5 protein-coding genes are annotated in these 6,341 nt (G+C 66.7%); 4 read left to right on the top strand and 1 reads right to left on the bottom strand.

Going from position 1 to position 6,341, the window contains the following annotated elements:
- Positions 1-153 precede the first annotated feature (153 nt).
- Positions 154-780, bottom strand: a complete 627-nt coding sequence (locus tag ACWCPQ_RS33325) for a transglycosylase SLT domain-containing protein (protein ID WP_449906579.1) — start codon at positions 778-780, stop codon at positions 154-156.
- Between the two features lie 734 nt (positions 781-1,514).
- On the opposite strand from ACWCPQ_RS33325, the gene ACWCPQ_RS33320 reads away from it, so the two are divergent.
- From ACWCPQ_RS33320 to ACWCPQ_RS33305, 4 genes are all read left to right on the top strand, one after another.
- The gene (locus tag ACWCPQ_RS33320) at positions 1,515-3,554 is read left to right on the top strand and encodes an oxidoreductase (RefSeq protein ID WP_449906576.1); all 2,040 of its coding nucleotides are present in this window, start codon (positions 1,515-1,517) and stop codon (positions 3,552-3,554) included.
- 121 nt (positions 3,555-3,675) lie between these two features.
- Positions 3,676-4,503 carry an ABC transporter permease gene (locus tag ACWCPQ_RS33315; protein ID WP_449906573.1) on the top strand — a complete coding sequence of 276 codons (828 nt, stop codon included), beginning with the start codon at positions 3,676-3,678 and terminating at the stop codon, positions 4,501-4,503.
- A complete protein-coding gene (locus ACWCPQ_RS33310) occupies positions 4,496-5,341 on the top strand; it encodes an ABC transporter permease (RefSeq protein ID WP_449906570.1) in 846 nt (281 codons plus the stop codon). Before ACWCPQ_RS33315 ends, ACWCPQ_RS33310 begins: the two co-directional genes overlap by 8 nt.
- A 1-nt stretch (position 5,342) precedes the next feature.
- Positions 5,343-6,332: an ABC transporter ATP-binding protein gene (locus ACWCPQ_RS33305; protein WP_449906568.1), complete on the top strand. Its 990-nt coding sequence runs from the start codon at positions 5,343-5,345 to the stop codon at positions 6,330-6,332.
- Positions 6,333-6,341 lie beyond the last annotated feature (9 nt).

The raw sequence follows: 6,341 nt of genomic DNA, 5'->3' as shown, positions 1-6,341 counted from the left end.
AGCGACGGAGCGGGGGAGCGAAGCGGAGGAGCGCAGGAGTGAAGAACCGGGGTCACGAGGGCCCCGACCCCGCGGCGCCGGAGGCGACGCCATAGCTACAGAACCGGGGTCACGAGGGCCCCGACCCGCCCCGCCGGAGGCGGGGCAGATGACTCAGTAGGCGCTGTTGACGTTGTCCATGCCGCCGTAGCGGTGGAAGGCGTAGTTGCAGGCCGCCGCGATGTTGGAGACCGGGTTCCACACGTCGAACGCGGTGCCGGGCACATGGTAGGCGGCGAAGGTGGGGTCGATCACCTGGAGCAGGCCCTTGGAGGGGATGCCCATGACGGCGTTGGAGTCCCACAGGTTGATGGCAGCCGGGTCGCCCGAGGATTCACGCAGGATGTTCCGCTTGATTCCGTCGTAGCTGGCGGGGATGCCGTTCTTGGCCAGGATGTCCATGGCTTCCTGGATCCAGCCGTCCAGGTTGTTGGGGTAGACCGGGGCCGGGGCGGGCGCGGGCGCCGCTTCGGGAGCCGGGGCCGGGGCGGGGAGCGCTTCGGGGGCGGGAGCCGGGGCCGGGATCGGCGCTGCTTCGGGAGCGGGCGCCGCGACGGCGGCGGCTTCGATGGCGGCGGGTGCCTGTTCGGCGACCACGGCAGCCCGGCTGGGGGTGCTGTCGTCGGCCATGGAGACCGCGGAGGAGGCGGTTACGGCGACGATGCCGGCCGTGGCGAGGGCGAAGCCGATGGCTTCACGCTTGGTACGACGGCGCAGGCTGGTGAAACGGTGGGAAGACATGATCGGATTCGGTTCCTTGTCGGGTCTCGGGATCCGGCCCGGTTCGGGCAGCACGGATCTTCGGCGCGGGCGAGTGGCTCGCTGCCGGAAAACATGGCTGTGCTGTTGTCGGGTTCTTTTGTGTGACACCGAACGCAGGCTGGTCCGGGTCCGGATGGCGCATATTGCGGTTACCGGGTGGTTTCCCGGTCCGTCGCGCCCGCAGGAACTCCACACTGTGGTGAAGTCGAGTGGACTCGAGTTCGGCTATCGCGATACCGTTTGTGGTTGTCGCGCCGGCGAATTTTCGCGGTTGTTTCCAACCTTGTGTCCACAACATCGCGGACTAGCCGAACTTCAGGTCTTTTCTGACCGGATCTCAGAATGGTCACAGTAGGTGAACAGAAGGTAAACGGAACCTGAGAAAATAATAAGTGCGATCTTGAAGTGCGAAATGAACGCGTTGTACCACTGCTGCGACCTGGGGGAATGGTTCTAAACCTCTTGTGGTGCAGGCCACAAAATTTCTGATCGGTAACGGTGGATTCAGGTGCTCGTGATGGTTCCGTGATTCGCCGGACGCACGATGACGGCACCGCCGCCGGGTTCGGGGGATCCCGGTCGTAGCGGTTTTTTCACCGCCGTACGCGCTTCAGGGGTGGAAGCGCGCCGTGGCGAAATGGTGTGATGAGGTCCTGCAGGCTCGGCGGCCGGGTCGCCGCCGGACCGGACCGATATCGGAAAGAGAGCCCGCGATGTACTCGACGACGAGTTATCCGCAGCTGTTCACCCCGCTCGAAGTCGGGAGCACCACACTGCGCAACAGGGTGGTGATGGGATCGATGCACACCGGCCTCGAGGACCGGGCCTGGGACGCCAACCGGCTGGCCGCGTACTTCGCCGAACGCGCGCGGGGCGGCGTCGGCCTGATCATCACCGGTGGTTACGCCCCCAATCGCACCGGCTGGCTGCTGCCGTTCGGCGCCAAACTGACCAACCGGACCGAGGCCTACCGGCACCGGACCATCACCCGCGCGGTACACGAGGCCGGCGGTCGGATCGCATTACAGATCCTGCACGCCGGGCGTTACGCCTACGTCCCCGGCAGCGTATCCGCTTCGTCGATCAAGGCCCCGATCAATCCGTTCCGCCCGCGTGCGCTGTCGGATCGCGGAATTCGACGGACCATCGACGATTATGTCCGCTGTGCCGAACTCGCCCGTTTCGCGGGATACGACGGTGTCGAAATCATGGGTGGGGAGGGCTATTTCATCAACCAGTTCCTCGCCCCGCGTACGAATAAGCGTACGGACCGCTGGGGCGGGTCCGCGGAGAACCGCCGCCGGCTCGCACTGGAAATAGTACGGCGCACCCGTGCCGCGGTCGGTCCCGATTTTCTGATCGTATTCCGTTTGTCGATGGCGGAATTGGTGGAGAACGGCCAGACCTTCGAAGAGATCCTCGCGCTGGCCCGGGAACTGGAAACAGCGGGGGTCAGTATTCTGAATACCGATATCGGCTGGCACGAAGCACGAGTGCCGACGATCGTGACCTCCGTACCGCGAGCGGCCTTCGTCGAATTCACCGCGAAGGTCACCGCGGCCGTGGGGATCCCGGTCTGCGCGTCGAACCGTATCAACATGCCGGAAACCGCCGAGGAGATCCTGACCCGCGGCGATGCGCAGCTGGTCTCGCTGGCCCGGCCGTTGCTCGCCGATCCGGAATGGGCCGACAAGGCCGCTACCGGGCGTACCGACGAGATCAACACGTGTATCGCCTGCAATCAGGCCTGTCTCGACCACGCCTTCCAGCACCGCACGGTCTCGTGCCTGCTGAACCCGCGTGCGGGCCGGGAAACCGAACTCGTCCTGCTGCCCACCCGGCGGGCGAAGACCATCGCCGTCGTCGGGGCGGGTCCGGCCGGCTTGTCGGCGGCGGTGAACCTCGCCGAGCGCGGTCACCGGGTGGATCTGTACGAGGCCCTGGACCGGATCGGCGGTCAGTTCGATATCGCCCGCCGTATTCCGGGAAAAGAGGAATTCGACGAGTCGATTCGCTATTTCACGCGCAAACTCGAACTCACCGGCGTCCAGGTGCATCTGAACACGCGCATCACCGCGGCCGAACTCGTCGACCGGCGTTACGACGAAGTCGTCCTGGCGACCGGAGTCCGGCCCCGGATCCCCGATATCCCGGGTATCGACCATCCCATGGTGCTCTCGTACGCGGAACTGGTGCGGGACGGGAAGCCGGTCGGCAAGCGGGTCGCGGTGATCGGCGCGGGCGGTATCGGGTTCGATGTGAGCGAATACCTGGTCGTCGACGGACACCCCACGCTGAAGCCGGACGAGTGGCGGCAGGAATGGGGTGTCGATCCCGACGACGAACAGGTGCGCGGCCAGTTGCGGGTGGCCCGCCCCGCACCCGCGGCGCGTGAAGTCGTGCTGCTACAGCGCAAGGACACCGCGTTCGGGAGGGGCCTCGGCAAGACGTCGGGCTGGGTTCATCGCGCGGCATTGAAAGCCAAAGGGGTGGAGCAGATCGGCGGCGTGAACTACGAGCGGATCGACGACGAGGGACTGCACATCAGTTTCGGCCCGCACCGCGAACGACCTCGGGTGCTCGGCGTGGACAATGTGATCGTCTGCGCCGGACAGGAACCGGTCCGCGAACTCGAATCGGAGCTCACGGCCGCCGGGGTACCCACACATCTGATCGGTGGCGCGGAACTCGCCGCCGAACTCGACGCCAAACGTGCCATCGACCAGGGGACTCGACTGGCGGCCCGGCTGTGAGGTCCGGGCCGGGCCACGCGTCCCCGCGTGGCCCGGCCCGCGGCCCCGGAAAATCTGTTTTACCGGTTCACGGCGCGCGGTAAGGTGGCGGCTTTGTGTCCGCGCAACACAGGGGGTGACCGTGCCGGCCGTTGCGGTCGATCTCCGGGGCACAGCCGGTGTCTACCGGCGGTTGCTGGTGGCCGGCTTCCGCCGGCAATGGCATTACAAACTGGCGATGTTCGCGGGACTGTTCACCAACTGTGTCTTCGGCTTCGTCCGCGCGGCGGTGATGGTGGCCGCGATCGGCGCCACCGGCGGATTCGCGGGATACGACGCGGGCAGTATCGGCGCCTATGTGTGGATCTCCCAAGGCCTGCTCGGTGCGATGCAGTTCATGGCGGCGGAAATCGAACTGGCCGAACGGGTCCGCACCGGCGATATCGCCATCGACTTCCTGCGCCCGGTCGATGTACAACTGGGCAATCTCGCCGCCGACCTCGGCCGGGCACTGTGCACGCTGATCCCGCGCGGTATCCCGAGCCTGCTGATCGGTTCGCTCACATTCGGGCTGGTGCTGCCCACCACACCGGAGTCCTATCTGCTCGGTGCGCTGAGCATCGTGCTCGCCGCCGCCATCTCGTACCTGTCGCTGTTCGCATTGACGATGATCGGCTTCTGGGTCGTGGAGACCCGCGGCTTCCGCTCGCTCTACCAGACCGCGGGTACCTTCCTCGCCGGACTGTTCGTACCGGTGCACATCTTCCCGGACTGGTTGCGCGCCATCGCCGAGTCGACGCCGTTTCCGTCGATGCTGCAGGTACCGGTGGATGTGCTCTCCGGCCGGGCGACCGGATGGGATGCGGCCCACCTGGTGGGCACCCAGATCTTCTGGCTGCTGGTGATGGGCGTACTCGGCCGGGTCGTGCTGGCGGCGGGCCGGCGGAAGCTGGAGGTACAGGGTGGTTGAGACGACGGTCCGGCCGCCGGCACGAGGTGTCGCGGCAGGTTCGCGGTTCGGGCCCTACGCCGCGGTCCTGCGATCCCGGATCCAGGCGCAGCGGGTCTACCGGCTGTCCTTCGCCAGCGACGCGGCGGGCGCCACCATGGTCGGCCTCGTCGAGTTCGCGGAAGTGTGGGTGGTGTTCAACCAGGCGAAAGTCCTGGGCGGCCTGGATCTGGACGCCGCGCTACTGCTGTTCGGACTGAGCAATCTGGCCTTCGCGCTGGCCCAGCTGATGTGCGGGCATCTGGACAAACTCCCGAACCTCATCCGCCTGGGGATGCTCGATATCTACCATCTGCGCCCGCAGCCGGTGCTGCTGCAATTGATCACCAGCGATTTCTCGTTGCGCAGGCTGGCGCGGGCCACGGTCGCACTGGCGGTGCTCACCGCCGGACTGATGCGCAACGATATCGACTGGTCGCCGCAGACGATCCTCCTGATCGGGCTGACGGTGGTGAGTGCGACCGTGCTCTTCGCCGGGCTGTTCGTCGTGGCCGCCGGCTGTCAGTTCTTCCTCATCGACGGGGCGGAACTGACGAACAGCTTCACCTACGGGGGTTCCTTCGCGGCAACACAACCTGCCTCGGTTTTCCCGACTCCTTTGAAATTACTGTTCTGCCTCGCGATACCGGTGGCGTTCACCGCGTACTTCCCGACGCTGGCGCTGCTCGGTCTACCGGGCCCGGCCGGGTTCCCGTCCTGGCTCGCCTGGGGGTCGCCGCTGGCGGCGGCATGGGTATGGGTACTGGCCTGGGGGATGTGGCGGTTCGGGACGAGGCACTATCAGAGCGGCGGTGGCTGAAATGGATCATCGGAACGCGGCGGGGACCGCCGGTATCGTCGAGGTCGACGGACTGACCCGGCGTTTCGCGCGCCGGACGGGGAAGGGTCTGCGGTCGCGGCGCGAGGTCGTCACCGCGGTCGATGCCATGACCTTCCGGATCGAGCGGGGCGCGGCGGTCGGCTATATCGGCGCCAACGGCGCCGGCAAGTCCACCACCATCAAAATGCTCACCGGCATTCTGGTCCCCACCTCCGGCTCGGTGCGGACCTGTGGACTGGATCCCATCCGGCAGCGCCGGGAGCTGGCGAGCCGGATCGGAGTCGTCTTCGGGCAGCGCTCGCAGCTGTGGTGGGATCTACCGCTGCGGGAATCGTTCACCATCCTGGCCGCCATCCATCGGCTGGAAGCCGCGGCGGGGCGTTCGCGCACCGCGGAGCTGGTCGAGCAGCTGGAGATGGCCGATACGCTCGACACCCCGGTCCGGCAGCTGTCACTGGGGCAGCGGATGCGTGCCGAGGTCGCGGCGGCCCTGCTGCACTCCCCGGAGTTGATCATCCTGGACGAACCCACCATCGGCCTGGATGTGCTCTCCAAACAGCGGCTGCGCGAATTCCTGCGCGCCGAGCGGGCCGAACGCGGTACCACCCTGATCCTGACAACGCACGATATGGGCGATATCGAGCGACTCTGCGACCGGGTGCTGGTGGTGGACCACGGGCGATTGGCCTACGACGGCTCGCTGCCCGGCCTGGGCGCGACGGTGGGCGCGCAACGGATGCTGGTGGTGGACCTCACCGGACCCACCCCGGCCCTCGACGGACTGTCCGGTGCGGAACTGGTCGCCTTCGAGGCGGACGGCATGCGACAGCGATTGGCCTTCGACGCCGATACGACCACCGCCGCGCAGTTGCTCGCCGAAGTCTCGGCCCGCGCCGAGGTGCGCGATCTGTCGATCGAGGAACCCGATATCGAGGACATCGTGCGGCGTCTCTACGAGACGGTCCGCTGAAAGCACGAT

Source organism: Nocardia sp. NPDC001965 (assembly GCF_053594175.1).
The sequence above is the reverse complement of the archived record's forward strand: the minus strand, read 5'-3'. Positions and strand labels throughout refer to the sequence as shown.